The organism is Streptomyces sp. NPDC042102 (assembly GCF_055582305.1).
Window position 1 is genome coordinate 557,472 of sequence record NZ_JBVJDL010000002.1, and the last position, 22,123, is coordinate 579,594.

General features: G+C 73.9%; 18 protein-coding genes. 13 read left to right on the plus strand and 5 right to left on the minus strand.

Translation table 11 applies throughout. From position 1 onward, the window contains the following. Positions 1-122 precede the first annotated feature (122 nt). From ACZ6KO_RS10545 to ACZ6KO_RS10575, 7 genes are all read left to right on the plus strand, one after another. On the plus strand, positions 123-1,163 hold the full coding sequence (locus tag ACZ6KO_RS10545) for an MBL fold metallo-hydrolase (protein ID WP_469302699.1): 1,041 nt from the start codon (positions 123-125) through the stop codon (positions 1,161-1,163). 318 nt (positions 1,164-1,481) lie between these two features. Next, positions 1,482-2,753 carry a prenyltransferase/squalene oxidase repeat-containing protein gene (locus tag ACZ6KO_RS10550; protein ID WP_469302701.1) on the plus strand — a complete coding sequence of 424 codons (1,272 nt, stop codon included), beginning with the start codon at positions 1,482-1,484 and terminating at the stop codon, positions 2,751-2,753. Beyond that, positions 2,750-3,445, plus strand: coding sequence for an SCO2322 family protein (locus tag ACZ6KO_RS10555; RefSeq protein ID WP_469302704.1), 696 nt, complete (start codon positions 2,750-2,752; stop codon positions 3,443-3,445). Before ACZ6KO_RS10550 ends, ACZ6KO_RS10555 begins: the two co-directional genes overlap by 4 nt. Before the next feature lie 1,169 nt (positions 3,446-4,614). Continuing rightward, complete coding sequence (locus tag ACZ6KO_RS10560; protein WP_469303849.1) at positions 4,615-5,745, plus strand: energy-coupling factor transporter transmembrane component T; 1,131 nt, start codon at positions 4,615-4,617, stop codon at positions 5,743-5,745. Continuing rightward, the gene (locus tag ACZ6KO_RS10565) at positions 5,746-7,770 is read left to right on the plus strand and encodes an ABC transporter ATP-binding protein (RefSeq protein WP_469302708.1); all 2,025 of its coding nucleotides are present in this window, start codon (positions 5,746-5,748) and stop codon (positions 7,768-7,770) included. 2 nt (positions 7,771-7,772) lie between these two features. Continuing rightward, positions 7,773-8,672, plus strand: coding sequence for an ECF transporter S component (locus ACZ6KO_RS10570; RefSeq protein WP_469302710.1), 900 nt, complete (start codon positions 7,773-7,775; stop codon positions 8,670-8,672). A 313-nt stretch (positions 8,673-8,985) separates the two neighbouring features. Then, on the plus strand, positions 8,986-9,390 hold the full coding sequence (locus ACZ6KO_RS10575) for an aggregation-promoting factor C-terminal-like domain-containing protein (RefSeq protein ID WP_469302713.1): 405 nt from the start codon (positions 8,986-8,988) through the stop codon (positions 9,388-9,390). Between the two features lie 278 nt (positions 9,391-9,668). On the opposite strand, the gene ACZ6KO_RS10580 is transcribed toward ACZ6KO_RS10575, so the two are convergent. After that, positions 9,669-10,838, minus strand: a complete 1,170-nt coding sequence (locus tag ACZ6KO_RS10580) for a steroid 3-ketoacyl-CoA thiolase (RefSeq protein ID WP_469302715.1) — start codon at positions 10,836-10,838, stop codon at positions 9,669-9,671. A 325-nt stretch (positions 10,839-11,163) separates the two neighbouring features. Between ACZ6KO_RS10580 and ACZ6KO_RS10585 the strand changes: the two genes are divergently transcribed. Next, positions 11,164-12,408, plus strand: a complete 1,245-nt coding sequence (locus ACZ6KO_RS10585; protein ID WP_469302718.1) for a cytochrome P450 — start codon at positions 11,164-11,166, stop codon at positions 12,406-12,408. A gap of 241 nt (positions 12,409-12,649) precedes the next feature. On the opposite strand, the gene ACZ6KO_RS10590 is transcribed toward ACZ6KO_RS10585, so the two are convergent. Continuing rightward, positions 12,650-14,662, minus strand: a complete 2,013-nt coding sequence (locus tag ACZ6KO_RS10590; RefSeq protein ID WP_469302720.1) for a bifunctional glycosyltransferase 87/phosphatase PAP2 family protein — start codon at positions 14,660-14,662, stop codon at positions 12,650-12,652. A 116-nt stretch (positions 14,663-14,778) separates the two neighbouring features. Here ACZ6KO_RS10590 and ACZ6KO_RS10595 point away from each other — a divergent pair, with 116 nt between their 5' ends. After that, positions 14,779-15,138 (plus strand): antibiotic biosynthesis monooxygenase family protein, encoded by a 360-nt coding sequence (locus ACZ6KO_RS10595; RefSeq protein ID WP_469302723.1) that lies wholly within the window; start codon positions 14,779-14,781, stop codon positions 15,136-15,138. 47 nt (positions 15,139-15,185) lie between these two features. Here the strand turns inward: ACZ6KO_RS10595 and ACZ6KO_RS10600 are convergent, their stop codons facing one another. Further along, positions 15,186-15,581: a nuclear transport factor 2 family protein gene (locus ACZ6KO_RS10600; RefSeq protein ID WP_469302725.1), complete on the minus strand. Its 396-nt coding sequence runs from the start codon at positions 15,579-15,581 to the stop codon at positions 15,186-15,188. Between the two features lie 106 nt (positions 15,582-15,687). Between ACZ6KO_RS10600 and ACZ6KO_RS10605 the strand changes: the two genes are divergently transcribed. Continuing rightward, the gene (locus ACZ6KO_RS10605; RefSeq protein ID WP_469302727.1) at positions 15,688-16,281 is read left to right on the plus strand and encodes a GNAT family N-acetyltransferase; all 594 of its coding nucleotides are present in this window, start codon (positions 15,688-15,690) and stop codon (positions 16,279-16,281) included. A gap of 60 nt (positions 16,282-16,341) precedes the next feature. On the opposite strand, the gene ACZ6KO_RS10610 is transcribed toward ACZ6KO_RS10605, so the two are convergent. Continuing rightward, positions 16,342-18,393 (minus strand): MDR family MFS transporter, encoded by a 2,052-nt coding sequence (locus tag ACZ6KO_RS10610; protein WP_469302729.1) that lies wholly within the window; start codon positions 18,391-18,393, stop codon positions 16,342-16,344. A 240-nt stretch (positions 18,394-18,633) separates the two neighbouring features. Between ACZ6KO_RS10610 and ACZ6KO_RS10615 the strand changes: the two genes are divergently transcribed. Both ACZ6KO_RS10615 and ACZ6KO_RS10620 read left to right on the plus strand, forming a co-directional pair. Beyond that, a complete protein-coding gene (locus ACZ6KO_RS10615; RefSeq protein WP_469302732.1) occupies positions 18,634-19,440 on the plus strand; it encodes a peptidoglycan-binding domain-containing protein in 807 nt (268 codons plus the stop codon). A 127-nt stretch (positions 19,441-19,567) separates the two neighbouring features. Continuing rightward, positions 19,568-20,257, plus strand: a complete 690-nt coding sequence (locus ACZ6KO_RS10620; protein ID WP_469302735.1) for an HAD-IA family hydrolase — start codon at positions 19,568-19,570, stop codon at positions 20,255-20,257. A gap of 72 nt (positions 20,258-20,329) precedes the next feature. Here the strand turns inward: ACZ6KO_RS10620 and ACZ6KO_RS10625 are convergent, their stop codons facing one another. Further along, a complete protein-coding gene (locus tag ACZ6KO_RS10625; protein WP_469302737.1) occupies positions 20,330-20,911 on the minus strand; it encodes a TMEM165/GDT1 family protein in 582 nt (193 codons plus the stop codon). A 485-nt stretch (positions 20,912-21,396) separates the two neighbouring features. On the opposite strand from ACZ6KO_RS10625, the gene ACZ6KO_RS10630 reads away from it, so the two are divergent. Continuing rightward, positions 21,397-22,041 carry an HNH endonuclease family protein gene (locus ACZ6KO_RS10630; protein ID WP_469303851.1) on the plus strand — a complete coding sequence of 215 codons (645 nt, stop codon included), beginning with the start codon at positions 21,397-21,399 and terminating at the stop codon, positions 22,039-22,041. The last annotated feature ends 82 nt before the right edge of the window (positions 22,042-22,123 follow it).

Below are 22,123 nucleotides of genomic sequence, written 5' to 3' on the forward strand. Positions count from 1 at the left end.
GGTCAGACTGCCGTCAAGATGGTCGACTTGGGCTACCAATGGAACGAGTTCTCGTTACAGTGGCCGCAGCCGATGCCGGCAGCCGGCTTTCCGCCGCGAGCCGGCGCAGACAGGGGGCCCGCATGCCAGAGACAACCGACCACGGCGGAGGCGTCCGCGGCATCAAGGTGCCCATCCCCGACAACCCGCTCGGGCACACCCTCGTCCACGTCGTCGACACCGACCGCGGCCCCGTGCTCATCGACACCGGCTGGGACGACCCCGCCTCCTGGGACACCCTCGTCGCCGGTCTGGCCGCCCTCGGCACGGACGTCGCCGACGTCCACGGCGTGGTCATCACCCATCACCACCCCGATCACCACGGCCTCTCCGGCCGGGTCCGCGAGGCGTCCGGGGCCTGGATCGCCATGCACGCCGCCGACACCGAGGTCGTCGTCCGCACGCGCGCGGCCGAGCCGGGTGTCTGGTTCGACTACATGGCCGGGAAGCTCGCCGCCGCCGGCGCCCCCGAGGAGCACGTCGGCCCGTTGCGCGCCGCCCGCCGGTCCGGGCGGCTGCGGACCCTGCCCGGGCTGAGCGCCGCCGTACCCGACCGGGAGATCGTCCCCGGCGAGCTGCTCCCCCTCGCCGGGCGCCGACTGCGCGCGATCTGGACGCCGGGCCACACGCCCGGCCACGTCTGCCTGCACCTGGAAGAGCGGCATCCGGCGGACCTGCCCGGCAACGGCCGCCTGTTCTCCGGCGACCACCTGCTGCCCGGCATCTCCCCGCACATCGGCCTGTACGAGGACCCGACCGACACCCGGGTCACCGACCCCCTCGGCGACTACCTCGACTCCCTCGAGCGCATCGGCCGGCTGGACCCCGCCGAGGTGCTCCCGGCCCACCAGTACGCGTTCACCGGCGCCCCGGCGCGGGTGCGCGAGCTGCTCGGCCACCACGAGGAGCGGCTGCGCGGGCTGTGGGCCCTGCTCGCCGCCGAGCCGCTGACGCCGTGGGGGCTGGCCGAGCGGATGGAGTGGAACCGTCCGTGGGAGCAGATCCCGTACGGCTCGCGCAACATCGCCGTCTCGGAAGCGGAGGCGCACCTGCGGCGGCTGGTGAAGCAGGGGCGCGCCGAGGCCGTACCGGGGACGGACCCGGTGACGTACCGCGCGCTCTGACCGCATGGCGACGGTGCGTGTGCCGGTGCCGGTGCCGGTAAGGGGTGCCCCGGCCCGCCGCCCCCGGCATGTGGAGCGGGGGCCGGTAGAGTGACGGCGTCGTCCACACGTCCGTACGGGGGGAAGCCGGTGGGAATCCGGCGCTGACCCGCAGCCGTGACCCGCCCGCGCGGGGAGCCGGATTGCCCCGTACCGAGTGCGCGGCTCGTGCCGCCGGAAGCCTCCGGCGGCCGGCACCGTCGAGGTAAACGGAGCCGGAGCCCGGTGCCAGTGCGTGCCTGCCTCCCGCTCCCCAGCAGGAGAGGCACCGCCCCCACCATGAACGTCCGCCGCAGCGCCGCCGCGCTCGCCGCCTCCGCCGTGCTCTGCGTGGCCGCCGCCCCCGCGGCGTTCGCCGACACGGCCGCTCCTTCCCCGGCGCCGGTGATCCCCTCCGGTCTGTACGGCAAGAGCGACCCGACGTACGACGGCGTCTGGCGCCAGTCCTTCGCCCTGCTGGCGCAGCACTCGGTCGGCCTGCACCCGTCCCGGCAGGCGGTGGACTGGCTGACCAGCCAGCAGTGCGCGAACGGCGCGTTCGCCTCCTTCCGCACCGACGCCGGCAAGGCGTGCGACGCGACGACGATGCTCGACTCGAACGCCACCGCGGTGGCCGTGCAGGCGCTGAAGGCGCTGGGCGGCCAGGACGCGGCGGTCCGGAAGGGCGTCGACTGGCTGAAGTCCGTGCAGAACGAGGACGGCGGCTGGAGCTTCGTGCCCGGCTCCCCCTCCGAGGCCAGCTCCACAGCCCTCGTGATCAGCTCGCTGGCCGCGGCGGGCGTGCAGCCGCAGACCGTGACGTCGAAGGCGGGCAAGTCGGGCTTCGACGCGCTGCTGCCGTTCCAGCTGGGCTGCGAGGACCAGCCGGCGGCCGACCGCGGCGCCTTCGCGTACGAGGTCAAGGACGGCAAGAAGGCCGCGAACGCCGACGCCACCGCCGCCGCGCTGCTGGCCGCGCAGGTCAAGGGCGCGGTCGTCGCCCCGGCCGGCGCGGACAGCCCCATCGCGGCGCTGCCGGCGTGCCCGGCCCCGCTGAACGGGCAGGCGGGCGCGGCGCAGGGCGCGGCGGCGTACCTGGCGGAGGCGCTGAAGAAGAACGGCCACCTCACGGCCGCCACCCCCGGCTCGGACCAGGTGCTGCCGGACTACGCCAACACCGCGGACGCGGTGATCGCGCTGTCCGCGGGCGGCCACAAGCAGGCCGCGGCGGGCGCGCTGGAGTGGCTGAAGGCCAACGCGGGCGCCTGGTCGAAGGACAACCCGGCGGCGCTGGGCACGCTGATCCTGACGGCGCACGCGACGGGCACGGACCCGAAGGCGTTCGGCGGCACGGACCTGGTGTCGGCGCTGAACGCGACGGGCCCGGCGCCGACGGCGCACGGAGCGACGGCCTCGTCCTCGTCGCAGCCCGAGGACGGGAAGAAGGACAAGGACAAGGACTCGGACTCCTCGGAGAACACCAACCTCTGGTGGATCATCGGCGCGGGCGGCGCGGCCGGCATGGGTATCGGCATCCTGCTGAGCGGCCGCCGGAAGCGGCAGCAGCCGTGAGGCGTCTGCTGCCGCTGTCGCTGGTGGGCGCCGTCCTCGCGACGGCGCTCGCCGCGCTGCTGGCCGGCGCGGCGCCGGCCGTGGCGGCGGGGTACCGCTACTGGTCGTTCTGGGACGGCGCCGCGGGCGGCCAGTGGACGTACGCCTCCCAGGGGCCGTCGCAGGCCCGTCCGGCGGACGGTGCCGTCCAGGGGTTCCGCTTCGCGGTGAGCAAGGACGCGGCGGACGAGGCGGCGAAGCCGCGGGCGGGGGCGGACTTCACCGCGATCTGCGGGACGACCGCGCCGGTCGAGGGGAAGAAGCGGGTGGCGGTCGTCATCGACTTCGGCGTGCCCGCGGACGCCCCGTCCGGCGAGACCCCGCCGCAGGACGCGCCGCGCAGCGCGTGCGCGCAGGTGGGGCCGCAGGCCACGGCGGCGGAGGCGCTGGCGGAGGTCGCGAAGCCGCTGCGCTACAACAGCGCGGCGCTGCTGTGCGCGATCTCGGGCTACCCGCAGCAGGGCTGCGGCGACCAGGTCTCGACCCCGGACACCCCGGCGTCCACCGCGGTGTCCGGCCCGACGGACGCCAAGAAGGACAGCACGGCAGGCGGCACGGGCGACGGCGGCCCCTCGGCCGGCCTCCTGGCAGGCGTCGCGGCGGTAGCCGCCCTGGCTGCGGCCGCGCTCTGGCAGTCCCGCCGCCGCCGATGACCCCCGCCCCGGACCCGACACCCCGGTCCGGCCCCACCCCGGACCCCCCACCGGTCCCGCCCTCCCCGGCGGCCCCGGTGGCTTCGTCCGCCCAGGCGAACCCGGTGGACTCGTCCGCCCCGGCAGACCCGGCGGCTTCATCCAACCCAGCGGACCCTGCCGTCCCGGGCACCCTGGCGGGCCCGGGCACCCCGGCGGGCCCGGCGGCTTCGTCCACCCCGGCGGACCCGGTGAACTCGTCCGCCCCAGCGGACCCGGCCGTCCCGGGCACCCCGGCGAGCCCGGGCACCCCGGCGGGCCCGGCGGCTTCGTCCACCCCGGCGGACCCGGTGAACTCGTCTGCCCCGGCAGACCCGGCCGTCCCGGGCACCCTGGCGAGCCCGGGCACCCCGGCGGGCCCAGCCATCTCGGGAAGCCTCAGCACCCCGACCAACCCGGCCGGCCTTCACACTCCGGCGAGCTTGCAAACCCCGGCGCGCCCGGGCACCCCGGCGAACCCCGCCATCCCGGGAAACCTCAGCGCCCCGGCCGCCCCGGCCGCCCCGGCCGCCCCGGCCGCCCCGGCCGACCCGGCCGACCCGGCCGACCTTCACGCCTCGGCGGGCCCGGACACCCCGGCGGGCCCGAACACCCCGGCGTGCTCAGCCGGCCCTGGCACCCCGGCGGGCCCGGACACCCCGGCGTGCTCAGCCGGCCCTGGCACCCCGGCGCACCGCCCGTCCGTGACGGCAGGGCCCACCGGATCCGGCGGCTCGGAGCGGGTCGACGTATGCGACCTGCCCCCGTTCACCGTGCCCGCCCCAGCCCGTGGTGGGCGTGCGACCGCCGACGGCGAGCAGCCGCCCACCGAAGCCACCCGCACCGGTGGTACGGGCGGGGACCCGTGCCCGGCCGCAGGCCGGGCACACCCCCACCGGCGCGCAGCCGACCCCGCGACCGCCACCACCGCCTCCGGGGCCCCCGGGGGCCCCGCGACCGCCGCCACCGTTGCCGGGGCCCCCGGCACCCCCGTAGCCGCCGAGCCCCGCACCACACCGGTGGCTGCCGCCGAGCCCCACGCCACACCGGTGGCCGCCGCCGAGCCCCCGGCCGCCCGCAGGCCCGAGCGCGACCCCCAGCCGGCCCGGACCCGGACGGCGACCGCACCCCGGCCCGCCCGGAGCCGGACGGTGGCCGGACCCCGGAACCGCCGTACACCGTGGGTCCCCGCACCCACCGCCACCCGCCGCACCGCCCTGCACGCCGGCGCCTGGTGGCTCTGGGCCCTCGGGCTGGCCACGGCCGCCTCCCGGACCACCAACCCCCTCCTCCTCGGCCTGATCGTCGGCGTCGCCGGCTACGTCGTCGCCGCGCGCCGCACCGACGCCCCCTGGGCCCGCTCCTACGGCGCCTTCATCAAGCTCGGCCTCGTCGTCATCGCCCTTCGGCTCCTCTTCTCCGCTCTCCTCGGTTCCCCCCTCCCCGGCACCCACACCCTCCTCACCCTCCCCGAGGTCCCCCTCCCCGCCTGGGCCCAGGGCATCCGCCTCGGCGGCCGGGTCACCGCCGAGCAGCTCGTCTTCGCCTTCTACGACGGCGCCAAGCTCGCCACCCTCCTCATCTGCGTCGGCGCCGCGAACGCCCTCGCCAACCCCGCCCGCCTCCTCAAATCCCTCCCGGCCGCGCTCTACGAGGCCGGGGTCGCCGTCGTCGTGGCCATGACCTTCGCGCCGAACATGGTCGCGGACGTCGTACGCCTCCGTACCGCCCGCCGCCTCCGCGGCCGGCCCACCGGCGGCATCCGGGCGATCCTCCAGATCGGCCTCCCCGTCCTGGAGGGCGCCCTCGAACGCTCCGTCGCCGTCGCCGCCTCCATGGACGCCCGCGGCTACGGCCGCACCGCCCAGGTCCCGCCCGCCGTCCGGCACACCACCAACGTCCTCACGGTCGGCGGTCTGCTCGGCATGTGCGCCGGTACGTACGGGCTCCTCGCCGCCGAAGGCGCCTCGTACGGCCTGCCGCTCGTCCTCATCGGCCTCGCCCTCGCCCTCGCCGGCCTGCGCCTGGGCGGCCGGCGCAGCGTCCGTACCCGGTACCGGCCCGACCGCTGGGACGCCCGCGCCTGGCTGGTCGCCGGGTCCGGCGCGGCCGTCGCCGCGCTGATGATCTACGCCGGCACGGTCGCCCCCGAGGGCCTGCGGCCCGGCGTCATCCCCCTCGTCGCCCCCGCCCTCCCCCTCTGGCCGGCCGCCGCCGTCCTCCTCGGCCTCCTCCCGGCGTTCGTGGCCCCCGTACCTCCCACGCCCAAGGAGGCGTCGTAAGTGATCCGCTTCGAGCAGGTGTCCGTCACCTACGAGGGCACGCCGGAACCCACGCTGCGCGGCGCGGACCTGACTGTCCCAGAAGGGGAGCTGACGCTCCTCGTCGGGCCGTCCGGCGTGGGCAAGTCCACCCTGCTGGGCGCGGTCTCGGGGCTCGTCCCGCACTTCACCGGCGGGACGCTGCGCGGTCGCGTGACGGTAGCGGGGCGCGACACGCGGACGCACCGGCCGCGGGAGCTGGCGGACGTCGTGGGCACGGTGGGCCAGGACCCGCGGGCGCACTTCGTGACGGACGTGGTCGAGGACGAGCTGGCCTACGGCATGGAGTCCCTGGGGCTGCCGCCCGCGGTGATGCGACGGCGGGTCGAGGAGACCCTGGACCTGCTCGGCCTGAACGAACTCCGTGACCGCCCCATCGCCACCCTCTCCGGCGGACAGCAGCAGCGGGTGGCGATCGGTTCGGTCCTCACCCCGCACCCGAAGGTCCTGGTGCTGGACGAGCCCACCTCCGCGCTGGACCCGGCGGCCGCGGAGGAGGTCCTCGCCGTGCTCCAGCGCCTGGTGCACGACCTGGGGACGACGGTCCTGATGGCGGAGCACCGCCTGGAACGCGTGATCCAGTACGCGGACCGGGTCCTCCTGCTGCCCGCCCCGGGCGCCGCGCCCGTGCTGGGCACCCCGTCCGACATCATGTCCGTCTCCCCGGTCCATCCCCCCGTGGTGGCCCTGGGCCGCCTGGCCGGCTGGCACCCGCTCCCCCTCTCCATCCGCGACGCCCGCCGCCGCGCCACCCCCCTCCGCACCCACCTCCACCCCAACCCGTCCTCCCCAGCCCCGTCGGCGCTCGACGCGCGGGGCCCGGGGCGGAGCCCCGACACACCTCAGCCCCCCACCCAGCCACACCCGCCCACCCCACCGCACCCCACCCCGGCCGCACCGGCCACCTCCCCAGCCCCGCCGGCCCCCACCCCAGCCTCGCCGGCGATTGAGGCGCGGGGCCCGGGGCGGAGCCCCGGGTACGGGAAGGGGCGGGGTGGGGAAGAAGCCCCGCGCAGCGGCCCCCGCCCCCGCCCCCGTCTCCCTTGGCTCCGCCGCCCGGCCCCGGCCCCGACCCCGACCCCGACCGCGGCCCCCGCCACGACCTCGGCCCCGGCCGCGACGACCACCGCAACCCCCGCCCCGCCCCCGGCCAGCCCGGCCGCCGTCGCGGAAGCGACCCGCCTCAGCGTCCGCCGCGCCCGCACCGAGGTCCTGCACGCCATCGACCTCACCGTCGCCCCCGGCGAAACCATCGCCCTCATGGGCCGCAACGGCGCGGGAAAGTCGACCCTCCTCGCCACCCTCACCGGCATGCTCGAACCCGCCACCGGCACCCTCACCGTCGGCGGCAAGGTCCCGCACCGCACCACGCCCGCCGAGATGGTCCGCCGGGTGGGCCTCGTACCCCAGGACCCGCGCGACCTCCTCTACGCCGACACCGTCGCCGCCGAGTGCGCCGCCGCGGACCAGGACGCCGGCGCGGCCCCCGGCACCTGCCGGGAACTGGTCACGTCGCTCCTCCCCGACGTGTCCGACGACACCCACCCCCGCGACCTCTCCGAAGGGCAGCGCCTCGCGCTCGCGCTCGCCCTCGTCCTGACCGGCCGCCCGGCCCTGCTGCTGCTCGACGAGCCGACCCGCGGCCTGGACTACGCCGCCAAGGCGCGCCTGATCGAGATCCTGCGCGCGCTCGCGGCCGACGGCCACGCCATCGTGCTGGCCACGCACGATGTGGAGCTCGCCGCCGAGCTCGCCCACCGCGTGGTGATCCTGGCCGGTGGCGAGATCGTCGCGGACGGCCCGACCGCCGAGGTCGTGGTGTCCTCCCCCGCGTTCGCCCCGCAGGTGGCGAAGATCCTGGCCCCGGACCCGTGGCTCACGGTCACCCAGGTCTCCCAGGCCCTCGCGGCAACCGAGCCCCAGGCCCCGACCCAAGCCCCGGCCCCAGCTCAGGTCCAGGCCCCGGACCCGGACCCGGGAGCATGACCATGACCATGACCACGAGCAGCCGCACCCGCCCCATCCGCATCGGCCCCCGCGCCGCCACCGCCCTGATCCTCGTCACCCTCATCGGCATCGCCGCCTTCGGCTGGCCCCTCCTCGCCCACAGCCAGTCCGGCCTGTCGCACTCCCAGGACGCCCCCTGGCTGTTCGCCGCCCTGCTCCCCCTCCTCGTCGCCGTCGTGGTCGCCACGCTCTCCGACGACGGCAACATGGACGCCAAGTCCGTCGCCATGCTCGGCGTGCTCGCCGCCGTCGGCGCGGCGCTGCGGCCGCTGGGCGCCGGTACCGCCGGCCTGGAGCCGATGTTCTTCCTCATGGTGCTCAGCGGCCGCGTCCTCGGCCCCGGCTTCGGCTTCGTGCTCGGCGCCGTCACGATGTTCGCGTCCGCGCTGCTCACCGGCGGGGTGGGGCCCTGGATGCCGTTCCAGATGCTGGCGATGGGCTGGTTCGCGCTGGGTGCCGGGCTGCTGCCCGGGGCGCGGCGCATCCGGGGCCGGGCCGAGCTCGCGCTGCTCGCGGCGTACGGCTTCGTGGGGTCCTTCGCGTACGGCACGATCATGAACCTGCAGGGCTGGGTGACCCTGCAGGGCATGGGGCAGGGGATCTCCTTCCACCCCGGTGACCCGGTGCCCGCGAACCTCGCCCGCTTCCTCGCGTACTGCGCGGCCACCTCCCTCGGCTGGGACCTCGGCCGGGCGGCCCTGACCGTCGTCCTGACCCTGACGCTGGGCGCCACGCTGCTGAAGGCGCTGCGCCGGGCGACTCGGAAAGCGGCGTTCGACGCCCCCGTGGCCTTCGATTCAGGGGTCGAAGTGGCCCAGGTCACACACCAACAACAGGTACAGACGGCTACAGAATGCGACATTCGGGGCCCTCGCCGGTGAGGCGGCCCACAGGACCTGCGTCACATACGACCCCGGCTAGTAGCCCGCCGCGCCCGACCGCCACCCCCCTCGCACCGGCCCCCACCCGCGCGAACCCCCGCTCCCCCGACTCCCCGCCGACCACCCCGGCTACGACCGTCCGTAGCAGGAGGGGGGCGTTGCCAGGGCTTCGGCGGCCTGGCTAACTGGTGTTGTCGCCAAGGCGGCCGGGGCGCACCGCCCCCCGCCGGACGAACCCCTCTCCCTCGCGTGAGTGGCTCACGCATGTCTTCGGCATGCGGCGACCGCCCTGTCCCCTACGGAAGGTCTTCCGTTGTCCATCTCCGTCATCCGCCGCATCGCCGCCTCCAAGAAGACTCTCGCGGGCACCGTTGTCGGCCTCGCCGCCGCCGGTTCCATGCTGGCCGCGGTTCCCGCGCAGGCCGCCCCGTCGAGCGCCAAGGCGATCGCCCAGCAGATGATCAAGGACCCGGCCCAGTACGCGGCGTTCGACAAGATCGTCACGCACGAGAGCGGCTGGAACCACAAGGCCACCAACGCCTCCTCCGGCGCCTACGGCCTGGTCCAGGCCCTGCCGGCCTCGAAGATGGCCTCCGCGGGCGCGGACTGGAAGACCAACCCGGCCACCCAGATCAAGTGGGGCCTGGACTACATGAACGAGCGCTACGGCAGCCCGGTCAAGGCCTGGAACTTCTGGCAGGCCAACCACTGGTACTAAGCCGGTGGACACACAGACGCGCAAAGGCCCCGGCGGCCGGCCTCCCCAGGTCCGGCCACCGGGGCCTTCTGCTTCCCATCCCACAGGGTCCCTGTCCGGCGCCCCGTACGCCGTGCCCACGACGGCGCGGTACGCGGTACGCCGCGCGCGGCACACCGTGCGTCGCGCCCGGTACGCCATGCGTCACGCGTGGTACGCCACACGTCGCGCCCGGTACGCCGTACGCCGCGCCCGGCGCACCGCACGTCACGCGTGGTACGCCGTACGCCGCCGCGCCGCTACAGCCGCTGGATGATCGTCCCCGTCGCCAGCGCCCCACCCGCGCACATCGTGATCAGCGCGAACTCCTTGTCGCGCCGCTCCAGCTCGTGCAGCGCCGTGGTGATCAGCCGGGCTCCGGTGGCCCCGACCGGGTGCCCGAGCGCGATCGATCCGCCGTTGACGTTGACCTTTTCCAGGTCCTGGTCGAAGACCTTGGCCCAGCTGAGCACCACCGAGGCGAAGGCCTCGTTGATCTCGACCAGGTCGATGTCCTTCAGCGACATGCCCGCCTTGCCCAGCACCGCCCGGGTCGCGTCGATCGGCCCGTCGAGGTGGTAGTGCGGGTCGGCGCCCACCAGCGTCTGGGCGACGATCCGGGCGCGCGGCTTCAGCTTCAGCGCCCGGGCCATCTTGCGCGAGGCCCACATCACGGCGGCCGCGCCGTCCGAGATCTGGGAGGAGTTCCCGGCGGTGTGCACGGCCGTCGGCATGACCGGCTTGAGCCGGGCCAGCCCCTCCATGCTGGTGTCGCGCAGCCCCTCGTCGCGGTCGACCAGCCGCCACATCCCCTGTCCGGCCGCCTGCTCCTCCTCGGTGGTCGGCACCTGGACGGCGAAGGTCTCGCGCTTGAAGCGCTCCTCCGCCCAGGCCACGCCCGCCCGTTCCTGGGAGAGCACACCGAGCCGGTCCACGTCCTCGCGGGTCAGGCCCCGGTTGCGGGCGATGCGCTCGGCGGCCTCGAACTGGTTGGGCAGGTCGACGTTCCACTCGTCCGGGAAGGGCTTGCCCGGCCCGTGCTTGGACCCGGAGCCCAGCGGGACCCGGCTCATGGCCTCGACGCCGCAGGCGATGCCGATGTCCATGACGCCGCCGGAGATCATGTTGGCCACCATGTGGTTGGCCTGCTGGGAGGAGCCGCACTGGCAGTCCACGGTGGTGGCCGCGGTCTCGTAGGGCAGGCCCATGGCGAGCCAGGCGTTGCGGGCGGGGTTCATCGACTGCTCGCCGGCGTGGGTGACCGTGCCGCCGACGATCTGCTCGACGCAATCGGGCTGGATCGCCGTACGGGCGAGCAGCTCGCGGTAGGTCTCGCCCAGCAGGTAGGCGGGATGGAGGTTGGCGAGCGCGCCGCCGCGCTTTCCGATGGGGGTGCGTACGGCTTCGACGATGACGGGTTCCGCGGCCATGAGCTCGTCCTCTCCTGCGCATCAACACAACGTCCGCACGTCCGCGCGTGCGCACCACCACGCATCCGCGCCATAAGCGCGTCCGCGCGTCCGCGCACCCGTGGCGGGCGGGCCGTCCCGGCGCCCCGCCCGAACTAGTACGCGTTCTAGTTCTCCCCGCAGTCTTATGACCTACGGGCCCGCCACGCAAGGGTCTTGCACACGGCCCGTGGGCTTCTGCACGGATTCCACACGCAACAGTTGGCGCCGCGGCCCTTGTTACTTCTAGAACTCGTTACTACCTTCGAGCCAACTTCTGATGGGCCGTCAGACCTTGGAGTTGCCGATGCCCTGCCCCGCGCTGCCCGAAGGCTTCGACGCCACGGACCCCGACCTCCTCCAGACCCGCGTCCCCTTCCCCGAGTTCGCCCAGCTGCGGCAGACCGCCCCGGTGTGGTGGTGCCCGCAGCGGCGCGGCGTCACCGGCTTCGACGACGAGGGCTACTGGGCCGTCACCCGGCACGCGGACGTCAAGTACGTCTCCACGCACCCGGAGCTCTTCTCCTCCACCACCAACACGGCCATCATCCGGTTCAACGAGCACATCCAGCGCGAACAGATAGATGCCCAGCGCCTGATCATGCTGAACATGGATCCGCCGGAGCACACCCGCGTCCGCCAGATCGTGCAGCGCGGCTTCACGCCGCGCGCCATCCGAGGCCTGGAGGCGGCCCTGCGCAGCCGGGCGCACGCGATCGTCGAGGAGGCCAAGGCGGCCTCCAGGGACGGCTCGTTCGACTTCGTCACGCGGATCGCGTGCGAACTGCCGCTGCAGGCCATCGCCGAGCTGATCGGCGTACCGCAGAAGGACCGCGCCAAGATCTTCGACTGGTCCAACAAGATGATCGCGTACGACGACCCGGAGTACGCGATCACGGAGGAGGTCGGCGCCGAGGCGGCGATGGAGCTCATCGGGTACGCGATGAACCTCTCCGCCGAGCGCAAGGAATGCCCCGCCAAGGACATCGTCACGCAGCTGGTGGCGGCCGAGGGGCAGGGCAACCTCGGCTCGGACGAGTTCGGCTTCTTCGTGCTGCTGCTGGCGGTCGCGGGCAACGAGACCACGCGCAACGCCATCAGCCACGGCATGCACGCCTTCCTGTCCTTCCCCGAGCAGTGGGAGCTCTACAAGGCCACCCGTCCGGCGACGGCGGCCGAGGAGATCGTGCGCTGGGCGACCCCGGTGGTGTCCTTCCAGCGCACCGCCACCCAGGACCTGGAACTCGGCGGCCAGAAGATCAAGAAGGGCGACCGGGTAGGGCTGTTCTACTCCTCGGCCAACCACGACCCCGAGGTGTTCACCGACCCCGACCGCTTCGACATCACCCGCGACCCGAACCCGCACCTCGGGTTCGGCGGCGGCGGCCCGCACTTCTGCCTGGGCAAGTCCCTGGCCATCCTGGAGATCGACCTGATCTTCAACGCGCTCGCCGACTCCCTGCCCGACCTGCGGCTGACGGGCGACGCGCCGCGGCGGCTGCGCGCGGCCTGGCTCAACGGCATCAAGGAACTCCAGGTCAGCCACGGCTGACCGTGGGGAGCCCCCGGACCTTCACCGGCCGCGGGGACTGCCCAGGACGGCAGGGGCCGCTTCCTCCCACGCCCCGGTCCCTGCCGTCCGCCGGCGCACGCCCGCGGCGCGTCGCGAGAGGCGCACGCCCGCGGTGTGTCGCGGGGAGCGCACGCCCGCGGCGCTTCGTGAGAGGCGCACGCCCGCGGCGCGGCGCGGGAAGCCGGGTGCCCCGGGTGGCGGACCGCCCGGGGCGGGCGGATCATGACAGGACGCGACGGTCCGGGGCGGGCACCGGTGGGGCCTCGTCCCTGCGCTGCGCCGGCAGGCGTACGTCGAGGCCCCGGGGCCCGGACAGGACGTACACGAGGCCGAAGCCCGCCGCCACGACCGCGGCGCCGCCGACCGCGTCGAGCACCCAGTGGTTGGCGGTCGCGACGATCGCGCACACCGTGATCAGCGGGTGCAGCACGCCGAGCAGCTTCTGCCACGCCTTCGGCGCCAGGACGACGATGACGATGCCGCACCACAGCGACCAGCCGAAGTGCAGCGAGGGCATCGCGGCGTACTGGTTGGAGATGGCGGTCATCGCGCCGTACTGCGGATTGGCCAGATCCTGCGGTCCGTGCACGGTGTCGATGAAGCCGAGACCGGGCATGAGGCGCGGGGGCGCGAGCGGGTAGAGCCAGAACCCTATGAGCGCGAGCACGGTGGCCAGGCCCAGCGAGGCACGGGCCCAGCGGTAGTCGCCGGGGCGGCGCCAGTACAGGACCGCGAGGATGGCCAGCGGGATCACGAAGTGGAACGACGTGTAGTAGAAGTTGAAGAACCCCTCCAGCCAGCCGATGCCGACGACCGCGTGGTTCACGGCGTGTTCGATGTCGATACCGAGGGCGCGCTCGACGGACAGGATCTGGCTGCCGTTGCCCTCGGCCACCGCGCGGCTGTTGGGAGCCGCCGCGCGGATGTGGGAGTAGAGGGAGTAGCCGACCCGTATCAGCAGCAGTTCCAGCAGCAGGTTGGGACGGCTGAGCACGCGCCGCCACACCGGCATCAGCGGGATCCGCGACCAACGGGCGGCGGCGGGGCGGCCGTACGCGGTGGGGACGGGTTCGCGCCAGTGCGGCGAGCTGCGGGGCAGGAAGGGCACGGCGCAGGCGGCGGCGAGGGCCGCGAGCAGCAGCACGTTGTCGCGTACGGGCGCCAGCACGGCCAGGTTCGGCAGCAGGACGTCGCTGGGCAGTGTCATGACCAGGACCACGGCAACCGGCCACACCGGCCGGTCTGCGGCGCGCCGGCCGACCTTTCCGGCCACCGCGAGCAGCACCCACAGCAGCTGGTGGCGCCAGCCGGTGGGCGTGACGGCGACGGCCACGCAGCCGGTGACGGCGACCGCGAGGAGCAGCTGGCCGTCACGGGCGTAGCGGGCCGCGCGGCGCAGGCCGAGGACGGCCACGGCGGCGGCCAGGGCGGCGTACAGGACGATCTCGGCGGGGCCGGACAGGCCCAGCCGCAGCAGCGCGCCGTGCAGGGACTGGTTGGCGAGGCCGTCGGGGGCCCCGCCGAGGCCGGTGCCGGCCAGGTGGTGGACCCAGTACGTCCAGGAGTCGCGCGGCATCGCCGCCCAGGCGAGCACGGTGGCGCCGGCGAAGGTGACGGCCGCCGAGCGGGCGGTGGCGCGGCGGCCGGAGAGCCACATCAGCGCGCCGAACAGCAGGAGTGCGGGCTGGAGCGCGGCGGCCAGGCCGGCGAGGAAGCCGGCCGGGCGCTCGCCGGGCACCCGGAAGACGGCGAGCAGCATCAGCAGGACCGGCAGGACGGCCGTCTGGCCCGGCGAGGTCGCCTCGCGGACCGGCAGCGAGACCATCATCAGCGCGACCAGGCCGGGTGCGGCCAGCAGCGCGGTGCGGCGCGGCACGGGATCGGGCAGGGCGCGGGCGGCGACCAGGCCGATGGCGGCGACGAAGAGGAGGGTGACGCAGGTCCAGGCGATCTCCAGCGACTGGTCGGCGAAGCCGAGCAGCGGCTTGATCACCAGGCCGGCGAAGGGGGTGCCGGTGAACTGGCCGGTGTCGTAGAGCGCGCCGGGCAGGCCGGGGAGGCTGAATCCGCTCAGCCATTCACCCGGCGGCACGCGCAGTACCGTGGCGGCCTGTCTGAAGGCCAGGATGCCCGCCAGCGCCCAGAGCAGAAGGCGTACGGCTTCGAGCCTGCCACCTCCGCCTATGACACCGGCATGTCCGTGCCCACCGCTGTGCTCCGCCGCGTTCGCCACGCCCCGTCGGCCTCCCGCCCTGTCGCTCCATTGACCGCAACCCCGACTTCGCCTGGCTGCCGCGCTGCATTACCCGGGACGACGATATCTCCCGCTGGATCCCTAGGATGTCGGGCATGAGCATCGTGAAGATCAACGCACTGACCGTTCCCGCCGAGCAGCGGGAGGTTCTGGAGCAGCGGTTCGCCGCGCGGGCGGGCTCCGTGGAGGCTTCGGACGGGTTCGAGTGGTTCGAGCTGCTGCGGCCGCTGGAGGGCACGGACCAGTACCTCGTGTACACGCGGTGGCGTGACGAGGCGGCGTTCCAGGCGTGGATGGAAGGGCCCATGAAGGCGGCGCACCAGGGTGGCGGCGCGGGGGCCGGCGCGGGCCAGGGGGCGGCGGCCGGTGGGGGCGAGCGTCCCAAGCCGGCGGCCTCGGGGTCGACGCTGTGGTCGTTCGAGGTCGTGCAGCAGGCGGCTCCGAAGAAGGACTGAGCGGGGCCGGGACGGGCGGCGGGGGCGGGACGATCAGCCCGGGCGGGTCAGCCCCAGAAGGTGTCCTCCTCTTCGATGTCGGCGGTGCACTGGTCGATATCGGTGATCTTGCCGCCGACGATGGTGAAGAAGAGGCCTCCGCCGATCTCGATGCCCCGGTCGCCGCGGTCGGCGCGCGTGACGTGGTGGCTCATCGCGTGCCCCCGCCCGTCCACCAGCACCGAGAGCAGCTCGACGCGCATCGTGTTCATGGTCTCCTCGGCCCAGCGGCGGTACAGGTCGAGACAGGCTTCCCGTCCCTTGTGGTGCCCGGAGAACTGGTTGTTGCCGGGGACGTGGTGGATGACGTCGGCCGTCATCATCGAGGCCAGCGTGTCCATGTCGCCCTTGCCAAAGGCCTCGTAGCCGCGGCGGATCAGGGCCCGGTCCGGATGCTCCGACATGGCCGTTCACACCCCTCACATGGTCGATTCGAACCTTTTCCTATCATCGGCCCGGTGGTGTGGATATTCCACGCGGGGCGGACCGGGGCCGTCGCAGAATGACGCCATGACCGAAATGAAGACCACCGTGCAGACCGACGGGCCGCGGACCGTGAACTGGTCGGTCGTCCCCGAACCGTTGGCCTCCCCCGCCGCCACGGCCCTGCGCCGCGCGTACTACGCGGAGCTCGCCGGGCGGTACTGGAAACGCCCCGCCACGGAGGCCGAGGTCGACCACGGCCTGGCGTCGGACCCCGGGACGGAGCTGGTGGCGCCGACCGGCGAGTTCGTGGTGGGTCGTCTCGACGGCGCGCCGATGTCCTGCGGCGGCGTACGGCTGCTCGACCCGCTCACGGCCGAGCTGACCCGGGTGTACGTCGACCCGCGCGCCCGCGGCACGGGCGGCGGCGGGGCGCTGCTGGCCGCCCTGGAGGCGGCGGCGCGGGGGCTGGGCGCCGAGCGGATACGGCTGGACACCCGGACCGATCTGGTGGAGGCGCGCGGGTTGTACGCGAAGCACGGGTACCGCGAGATACCGGCGTACAACGACGGCGAGTACGCCCAGCACTGGTTCGAGAAGAGCCTGGCCACCCCGGCCGGTCCGGACGGTTCGGCTGGCCCGGCTGGCCCGGCTGGCCCGGCAGACCCGGACCGCTCCTGACCGCCCGACCACCCGGCTGACCACCGGACGTGCGCGACCGACCGGCTGCGCGACCGACGGTCAGTGGGCCGCGTGGTCCCGGCGGGGCAGGGTGTCGTAGGGCTCCTCACTGGCGGAACCGCACAGCTCCGCGTTGATCTCCGCGACCAGCTGGACGAGGTCGGTCGGCCGGTCCGGGCCCCACCAGTCGCCGAGCAGTTCGGCGAGCGACTCCTCGCGGGCGGCGGACAGCCGTGCGGCGGCGGCCCTGCCGTTGTCGGTGAGGGTCAGCGCGAGGCCGTCGCGGGCGGCGTAGCCGCGCTCCTCGACCTGACGGGAGGCATCGGTGATGACCTTGAGCGGGACGGCCGTGCGCTCGGCGAGCAGGGACGGCTCGACCGATCCGTACTTGTTGATGCGCAGCAGCATCCAGCTGCTGGCGGGCAGCAGGTCGTAGCCGGCCTTCGCGGTGATCTTCTCGTAGATGTGCTTGCGGCCCTCCCGGGTGCCCAGGACGGACAGGGCGCGGGCGACCTCGTCGCGGGAGGAGCGCTCGACCGGGTTGGAGGCGAGCGTCTCCGTCACGTCGGGCGCGGTCACCGAGCCGCGCAGCTTGTCCTCCTTGAGGAACCAGGCGACGGTGAAGGCGACCAGGACGACGGGCACAGCGTAGAGGAACACGTCGGTGATGGCGACGGAGTAGGCGTCGAGCACGGTGGGGCGCAGCGAGGGCGGGAGCAGGGCGACGGCCCGCGGGTCGGCCTCCAGTTGGGCGGGGCTCGCGCCGGGCGGCAGCGTGACTCCGGCGAGGGCGGTGGTGAGCTGGTCGTCGAGGCGGTGGGTGAAGACCGTGCCGAAGATGGCGACGCCGAAGGAGGCGCCGATGGAGCGGAAGAAGGTGGCTCCGGAGGTGGCGACGCCCAGGTCGGCGTAGCTGACGGCGTTCTGCACCACGAGGACCAGGACCTGCATGACCAGGCCGAGTCCGGTGCCGAAGACGAAGAAGTAGACGCTCATCTCCCAGGTGGAGCTGGTGCGGTGCAGCTGGTGCAGGAGCAGCAGACCGAGGGCGGTGATGCCGGTGCCGGCGATGGGGAAGACCTTCCAGCGCCCGGTTCGGCTGACGATCTGGCCGGAGGCGGTGGAGGCGATCAGCATGCCGAGCACCATCGGCAGCATGTGGACGCCGGACATGGTCGGGGAGACGCCCTGGACGACCTGGAGGAAGGTCGGCAGGTAGACCATCGCGCCGAACATGGCGAAGCCCACGACGAAGCTGATCAGCGAGCAGAGGGTGAAGGTGCGGATGTGGAACAGCTTCGGCGGCAGCACGGGTTCCGCGGCCCGCCGTTCGACGAGGACGAAGACGACGATCAGCACGGCGCCGAGCACGGCCAGGCCCACGATCCGGGCCGAGCCCCAGCCCCAGGTGCCGCCGAGGGAGGCGACGAGCACGAGGCAGGTGGCGACGCAGGCGATCAGGAAGGTGCCGAGGTAGTCGATGGTGTGCCGCTCGGAGCGCGCCGGGATGTGCAGGGCGGCGGCGATGACGGCGAGGGCGACGAGACCGATGGGGAGGTTGATGTAGAAGACCCAGCGCCAGGAGAGGTGGTCCACGAACAGTCCGCCGAGCAGTGGGCCGAGCACGCTGGTGGCGCCGAAGACGCCGCCGAACAGCCCTTGGTACCTGCCGCGTTCCCGGGGCGGGACGATGTCGCCGACGATCGCCATGGACAGCACGATCAGTCCGCCGCCGCCCAGGCCCTGGAGGGCGCGGAAGCCGATGAGCTGCGGCATGTCCTGGGCGATGCCGCACAGGGCGGAGCCGATGAGGAAGATGACGATGGCCAGCTGGAAGAGCTTCTTGCGCCCGTACTGGTCGCCGAGCTTGCCCCACAGGGGGGTGGCGGCGGTCGAGGCCAGCAGGTAGGCGGTGACCACCCAGGACAGATGCGCCATGCCGCCGAGGTCGCTGACGATCGTCGGGAGGGCGGTGGAGACGATGGTCTGGTCGAGTGCGGCGATCAGCAGGCCGAGCAGCAGGGCCCCGATCGACACGAGCACGTCGCGTGAGGCGTGCTCGGAGCGGGGGCCGTGTCCGTGGTCGACGGCCCGTGCGGACGCCTGAGCCATGCACTCCTCCTCCCGGGCAGGTGTACATCTCCTCCCATCCATCCTGAGCGGTGTGTCCGGTTATGGCCTGTCGGGCGGTTGGGGCGGTCCCCGCGGGTCTGCATAATCGCTGGCAGTTGCCGGGAAGGGTGGGTTGCAGTGAGCGCTGAGCGCTGTCCGGATTGCGATGTCGAGGGCGTGCCGTGCGCGTGCGCCGGGGGCGCGCGGTTCGATTCCTTGCGCGTCCGGCCGTACGTGGGCATGCCCACCGCGGCGGCGGAGCCCGACACGCCCGCCTACGGCATACCGGCGCCCCCGCCGGCGAGTGCCGCGGGGTACGCGGGTTCGCCCGCGGGTTCGCCCGCGGGTTCGCCTGCGGGTTCGCCCGGCACTCCACACCTGCCGGACGAGACGTTGCTGCTGCGCCCGGTCGCGGCCGAGGACCGGTGGCGCGACGGCGGCGGCCACGGCCGTGGCCGCGGTGGCGGTGGCGGCCGACGTGGCGGCCGACGTGGCCTGCCGCTGCTCGCCGGGGCCGGCGCGGTCGTGGCGATCGGGGCTGCGGCCGCGGCGCTGACGCTGTTCTCGGACTCCGGCGAGGCCGACCGGGCGCTGCCGGAGCCGACGCCGTCCGGGCCCGCGGTGAGCGTGGAGCCGGTGGGTCCGACGGCCACGCCGTCCGCCCGGAGCGCCAGCCCTTCGGCGTCGGCCTCCCGCTCGGCCTCGGCCGGCCCGTCGCGTTCGGCGTCGCCGTCCGCCTCGGTGAGCACACTCCCGAAGTCGTCACCGCCCCCGACCGCGTCGGCGAGCGCCGCCCCACCGGCCCCGGCGCCCCCACAGGGACCGCCCGTCCTGCGCAAGGGCGACTCGGGCCAGGAGGTCAGGGACCTCCAGCAGCAGCTGAAGCGGCTCGACTACTTCCACGGCCGGACCGACGGCAGGTACGGCGACTCCACGGAGGATGCCGTGGCCGATTTCCAGGAGGACTACGGCGTCACCGAGGACCCGCGCGGGGTGTACGGACCGGCGACCCGGCAGGCGCTGGAGGACTGGGGCTGGGGCTGGTGACGACCCGGACTGGCGTAGACCACCCTCGGTTTTGTATCGTGTAGGAACAAAGTGGTTCCGTCCACACTCCCTGACCGGTGGACGGAACCGCTTGTTCTCTTTCTCCCGTTGCTCTGGAGCCCCACCGATGCCGGCCACCAGCACCACCGCCCCCGTCGTCCTCACCGCCAAGGCCCTGCTCCTGGACATGGACGGCACCATCGTCAACTCGGACGCGGTGGTCGAGCGCTGCTGGCGGGAGTGGGCACAGCGGCACGGGCTGGACCCGCACGAGGCGATGAAGATCGTCCACGGCCGCCAGGGCTACGCCACCATGGCGATCCTGCTCCCGGACCGGCCGATGGAGCTGAACCACGCCGAGAACGCCGAGATGCTGGCCCGCGAGACCGCGGACACCGACGGCGTGGTTCCCGTGCCGGGCGCCCCGGCCTTCATGGCCTCCCTGGGCGGCCTGCCCCACGCCCTGGTCACCTCGGCCGACGCGGCCCTCGCGACGGCCCGCATGACCGCCGCCGGCCTCCCGATGCCCGAGGTCCGGGTGACGGCCGAGTCCGTCGGGTCCAGCAAGCCGCACCCCGAGGGCTTCCTCAAGGGCGCCGCCGCGCTGGGCGTCGACCCGGCCGACTGCATCGTCTTCGAGGACTCGGCGGCGGGCATCGCCGCGGGCCACGCGGCGGGGATGCGCGTGATAGGCGTGGGCCACCGCGCCGCCGCCCACGCCCCCACCCACCACGTCCCGGACCTCACCTCGGTCCACGCGACGGCCACCCCCACGCACACCATCCGTCTCACCCTCCATCCCGCGACCGCCCAGTAGGGCCGTCCGGCGGCCGGGCCCGGGCCCGACGGCCCGCGGGCCCGGCGTACCGCCGGCAGCACGGGGTCGGGGTCAGCCCGCGATCGCCTCGTACAGGGAGAACGCCGCCAGCGCCGCCATGACCGCCGCCGCGATCCTGGTGATCAGGCGGAGCGGGACGTACTTCATCAGCGTGCGGCCGCCCAGGATGCCGATGCCCGCCACCGCCCACAGCGCGAGGACCGCACCGAGGCCGACCGAGACGGGGTCGTCGTAGCGCGCCGCGAGGTTGGCGGTCATGATCTGCGTCAGGTCACCGAACTCGGCGACCAGGATCAGCATGAAACCGGCCCCCGACACCTTCCAGAACGACTGGTCCGCCGGCGGCTTGATCTCCTCGTCCTCGTCATTGTTCTTCATCAGCAGCATCACCGCGCCCGCCAGGAACAGCACGCCCACGACGGCCTGCACCAGCCGGTGCGGCAGCAGCGTGAGCACGCTGCCCGCCGCGATGGCGAGGGCGACGTGCACGGCGAAGGCGGCGGCGACGCCGGCGAAGACGTACGAGGCGCGATAACGGGTGCCGAGCATCAGGCCGGCGAGCGCCGTCTTGTCCGGCAGTTCGGCCAGGAACACCACGCCGAAGGCGATCGCGAGGATAGTGAAGCTGATCACGGAGGAGGTACCTCAATCGGTCGGGCAGGGCGCCACCGGGACCGAGAGACCAAAGGTGTTTCAGGGGTCGCTTCGGCTCGGCGGCGCCCTGTGAACGTACGTCGACAGGACACTGCGGCCGAAGGTCTCGCTGGCCGGCCGCTGATCGCGGTCTGCCTCCGGGCGCCGGCTGGGTGACCCAGCAGTATGTCGACGGTCCGGCGAAGAGCTACTCCCCTTCTGCTCCGTACAGAGTACGCGACGACCGCCACCGCCCGGAATGGGCCCTTGGTCCCGAGCGCCCCGGTTCCGACCACGCCACTCGCCCGGAATGTGAACTTCCTTTTGCGTAGGGCTCCTTGCATGTCTTGATGTGACGTGCCCATGTCGCAAAGCTGTCACCTGGCGCCCATCCCCGAGACACCCGGCGCCGCCAGCATGGCCGGGCCCCGCCGGGGCCGAACGGCCACACCCCCCGCAACCCAGGGAGCTCCCTCATGCCCCTCATGCCCGCCGTCTACGCGCGTCGCGCCGGTGTGCTCGCCGCCACTGCCACCCTCGCCGCCCTGACCTCCCTCGTCACCGCGCCGACCGCCCACGCCGCCCCGCCCACCCCGATCAGCGCCTCGGCCGCCCGCGCCTACCTGGCGACGGTCACGCCCAAGACGGAAGGTTCCTCCAGCGGCTACAGCCGTGACCTGTTCCCGCACTGGAGCACCGTCTCCGGCAGCTGCAACACCCGCGAGACCGTCCTCAAGCGCGACGGCGTGAACGTCGTCACCGACTCCTCCTGCGCCTCCGTCAGCGGCCGCTGGTACTCCGAGTACGACGGCGCCACCTGGACCGCCGCCTCCGACCTCGACATCGACCACGTGGTCGCGCTCTCCGAGGCCTGGCGCTCGGGCGCCAGCTCCTGGACCACCTCCAAGCGCCAGCAGTTCGCCAACGACCTCACCCGCCCCCAGCTCATAGCCGTCACCGACAACGTCAACCAGGCCAAGGGCGACCTCGACCCGGCCGAGTGGATGCCCTCGCGCTCCGCCTACCGCTGCACGTACGCGCGCATGTGGGTGCACGTGAAGCAGCACTGGGGCCTGAGCATGGACGCGGCCGAGAAGAGCGCCCTCGTGAACACGCTGAGCGGCTGCTGATCGCAGGCCGATGATCTCTCCCCCGCCAGGGGGAGGCCAGGCCCGCCCTCCACGCCGTACCTTGATCCTGGGGACACCTAGG

Bases quoted from the DNA above. Each gene is read 5' to 3' on its own strand.
- ACZ6KO_RS10545 (WP_469302699.1), top strand. From the start codon at position 123: ATGCCAGAGACAACCGACCACGGCGGAGGCGTCCGCGGCATCAAGGTG.
- ACZ6KO_RS10550 (WP_469302701.1), top strand. From the start codon at position 1,482: ATGAACGTCCGCCGCAGCGCCGCCGCGCTCGCCGCCTCCGCCGTGCTC.
- ACZ6KO_RS10570 (WP_469302710.1), top strand. From the start codon at position 7,773: ATGACCATGACCACGAGCAGCCGCACCCGCCCCATCCGCATCGGCCCC.
- ACZ6KO_RS10580 (WP_469302715.1), bottom strand. From the start codon at position 10,838: ATGGCCGCGGAACCCGTCATCGTCGAAGCCGTACGCACCCCCATCGGA.
- ACZ6KO_RS10585 (WP_469302718.1), top strand. From the start codon at position 11,164: ATGCCCTGCCCCGCGCTGCCCGAAGGCTTCGACGCCACGGACCCCGAC.
- ACZ6KO_RS10595 (WP_469302723.1), top strand. From the start codon at position 14,779: ATGAGCATCGTGAAGATCAACGCACTGACCGTTCCCGCCGAGCAGCGG.
- ACZ6KO_RS10600 (WP_469302725.1), bottom strand. From the start codon at position 15,581: ATGTCGGAGCATCCGGACCGGGCCCTGATCCGCCGCGGCTACGAGGCC.
- ACZ6KO_RS10605 (WP_469302727.1), top strand. From the start codon at position 15,688: ATGACCGAAATGAAGACCACCGTGCAGACCGACGGGCCGCGGACCGTG.
- ACZ6KO_RS10610 (WP_469302729.1), bottom strand. From the start codon at position 18,393: ATGGCTCAGGCGTCCGCACGGGCCGTCGACCACGGACACGGCCCCCGC.
- ACZ6KO_RS10615 (WP_469302732.1), top strand. From the start codon at position 18,634: ATGCCCACCGCGGCGGCGGAGCCCGACACGCCCGCCTACGGCATACCG.
- ACZ6KO_RS10620 (WP_469302735.1), top strand. From the start codon at position 19,568: ATGCCGGCCACCAGCACCACCGCCCCCGTCGTCCTCACCGCCAAGGCC.
- ACZ6KO_RS10630 (WP_469303851.1), top strand. From the start codon at position 21,397: ATGCCCGCCGTCTACGCGCGTCGCGCCGGTGTGCTCGCCGCCACTGCC.